At 68.5% G+C, this 2,473-nt stretch carries 4 protein-coding genes; 1 reads left to right on the top strand and 3 read right to left on the bottom strand.

Annotated features, from left to right (window positions below; all coding sequences use genetic code 11):
• From ACTHJR_RS17270 to ACTHJR_RS17260, 3 genes are all read right to left on the bottom strand, one after another.
• The coding region (locus ACTHJR_RS17270) for a hypothetical protein (protein WP_440524538.1) at positions 1 to 264 on the bottom strand (264 nt) is incomplete at its 3' end.
• Positions 265 to 284: 20 nt separating this feature from the next.
• Positions 285 to 1,214, bottom strand: a complete 930-nt coding sequence (locus ACTHJR_RS17265; RefSeq protein WP_440524537.1) for an MBL fold metallo-hydrolase — start codon at positions 1,212 to 1,214, stop codon at positions 285 to 287.
• Between the two features lie 131 nt (positions 1,215 to 1,345).
• Positions 1,346 to 2,056 (bottom strand): VC0807 family protein, encoded by a 711-nt coding sequence (locus tag ACTHJR_RS17260; RefSeq protein WP_440524536.1) that lies wholly within the window; start codon positions 2,054 to 2,056, stop codon positions 1,346 to 1,348.
• Positions 2,057 to 2,186: 130 nt separating this feature from the next.
• Here ACTHJR_RS17260 and ACTHJR_RS17255 point away from each other — a divergent pair, with 130 nt between their 5' ends.
• Positions 2,187 to 2,462 (top strand): hypothetical protein, encoded by a 276-nt coding sequence (locus ACTHJR_RS17255; protein WP_440524535.1) that lies wholly within the window; start codon positions 2,187 to 2,189, stop codon positions 2,460 to 2,462.
• Positions 2,463 to 2,473: the final 11 nt, after the last annotated feature.

Genomic DNA, 2,473 nt, shown 5'->3' with positions numbered 1-2,473 from the left:
CGAGGTCTCCGGAACCGACGTCTCATGCATCCGCGCGAAGATCGCGGCGCGGTCGAGCCCGATCTCCGCGAGCCGCGCGGCGGCGGCGGGGTCGATGCGGATCGAGGGCACGTCGGCGACCACGCGGCAGGGCTGCTCCGGCTCGGCCACCGCCACCGCCACGGACGGCGGCACCGGCGTCGCCGGAGCCGGGGCGACTTGCGCCATGGCGGGCGACGCCAGCGCGACCAGCATCGCCATCGCCGCCGATATTCCTGCCCGCATCGCTCGCCCCTTCCGCGCCGTCAGAAACCGTTGAGCAACAACCCGCTCCAGACCAACGCATCGATCGCCGTTTCGTCATGACCGGGGATCATGTGGAGCTGCGGATCGGCGGCATGGAGCCGGCCGAGCGCGGCCAGTTCGTCGCGAACCTGGTCGCGATTCTCCTCCGCCATCCACGCCACCAGCCGCGACTTTTCCCGACCGGTCTCGACGTTGCGCCATTGCCAGGCGACATCGCCCAGGAACAGGAACTCGGCGCCGTCGGCGCGCCGGACATAGACCATCTGGCTGCCCGGCGTATGGCCCGGCGCCTTGATCAGCACGACCCCGGGCGCGATCGCCCGATAGCGGGCGTAATCGAGCGGCCGATAGCCGTCGAAGATCGCCGGCGACAGATGGAGCATGGAGAAAGCGTCGGTCGCCAGGTTCGCCTTGAGCACCGCGACCTGCTCTCGCGTCAGCCGCGTGACGGGCAGAAGCCGCTTCAGATCGCGCTGCGCGAGCAAGCCGCCGACATGGTCGGGATGCTCGTGCGTGGCGACGATCAGCGAGGCGCGGGCCAGCGCGTTGCTCATCCGCGCATAAGCGGCGCCGTCGAACGTCGTGGCGCTCATCGACTTGGCGATCCTGGCGTCGAGCGCCGTGTCGATGACGATCTGGCGATCGCGATAGACCAGCTCGTAGGACGACACCGGCAAGTCCAGGCTCCGCCAGCCGTCGCCCGCGACGACGAAGGTCGCGGGCGCGGCGAGGTGCGCGACCGTCTCGACGCGGATAGCCTGCGGGTTCTCCCCGGGCTGCGCATCGGCCAACTGCCGGATCGCCGCCATGTCGATGGCATAGGCAGCCGGGTTGCCCTCATGGCTTTCGGCGAGCAGCCACCAATAAGCGGGAATGGCGGCGACGATCAGTAGCAAGAAGCACCAGGCGGCGCGTTTCAGCCATTTCATGCCGCGTCGCTCCGCCGCACGGCGCGCTCGACCAGCCGACCGACCATATTCCCCCTCCTCCGCTCGACCCGTCCGGGTCGGTGCGTCAGGAGGTGGACGAGACGGGAAGAACCGTCAATCGCACACGCCCCTCAGGCCGCGCTGCCGACCTCGCCGCCGGCCGTCGTTTGCGTCGCGGCCGCGCGAGCCGCTTCGCCGCGGCGGCGGGAGCGCCGGGCATAGAAGAAGGTCCACAGCGTCAGCAGCCCCATCGTCGCATAGCCGACGATCGGCCCGACGATCAGGTACGCGCGGATGCTGAGCGCGAACACCAATACGATCGACACCGCCGTGCTGACGAGCAGACCGAAACCCCACACCAGCGTCATCACCGTCATCGTGCGGCGAAAGCCGGCATGGACCTGAAGCGCCTCGAACGCCTGCGCCTCGCCTTCCGACTTGCGCCGCATGCTCGCCCTCGCGAGTTGATAGATCAGCGGCTTGCCGATCGCCGCCGAGCCGAGGAACACGAGCGCGATCACCCCGGTGACGAGGTTCTCGCGCAGCTGCAGGAACTTGGCCCCGCCGCCGCCGATCACCGCCAGCAGCGACAGCCCGATGCCCGCCAGCACCATCATCGACAGCGCATCGGCCCGGCGATGCCGCGCGAACTCGACCAGGCTCCACGCGACCGGCGGCGCGGAGGAGAGGAGCAGCGCGCGGACGTCGCCGAGCGAGGCTTCGGCGTAGGAGTAGATGACGAAGGGCAGGATGAAATTGACCAGCGCCTCGATCAGCGCATGGCCGCCATTGGCGCGGAGCCATGTGATGATGCGCGTGCTCAACCCGGTTTTCTCGTCCACTCGCGGCGTCCCTATCGATCGAGGACAAGGATAAGGCGGCGAAGCGATGCCGCAAGGGCGCGCGGCGCGTTTCGCGCTTCAAGCGGATTGGGCAGCTGATAGACTGCCGTCCCTTGCCTGGAGAGACTCGATGACGTTCCCCTCGCTCGCGATCGCGCTGGCCCTGCAATCGTCGACGGTAGCGCCGCAGGCTCCCATCGCCGCCGGTTCGTTCGACAGCATCGTCGAAATTCTGCGCGCGGCCAAAGGCTGCGGCGTCCGCGAGCTCAGGATAGAGATGTATCCTACGGCGATGCTGGGCGACGTCAGGCTCTATCTGATGGACAGCCCGACGGCGGAGGCGAACAGATGCCTGGACGCGTGGCTGGCGGCCAATGGGAAGCGACTTCATCTCGCGCGGCCATGATCCGCATGGCG

It is taken from the genome of Sphingomonas sp. (assembly GCF_051962185.1).
Classification (GTDB): Bacteria; Pseudomonadota; Alphaproteobacteria; order Sphingomonadales; family Sphingomonadaceae; genus Sphingomonas.
Note: the sequence above shows the minus strand (reverse complement) of the source record. Positions and strands in the feature narration are given on the sequence as shown.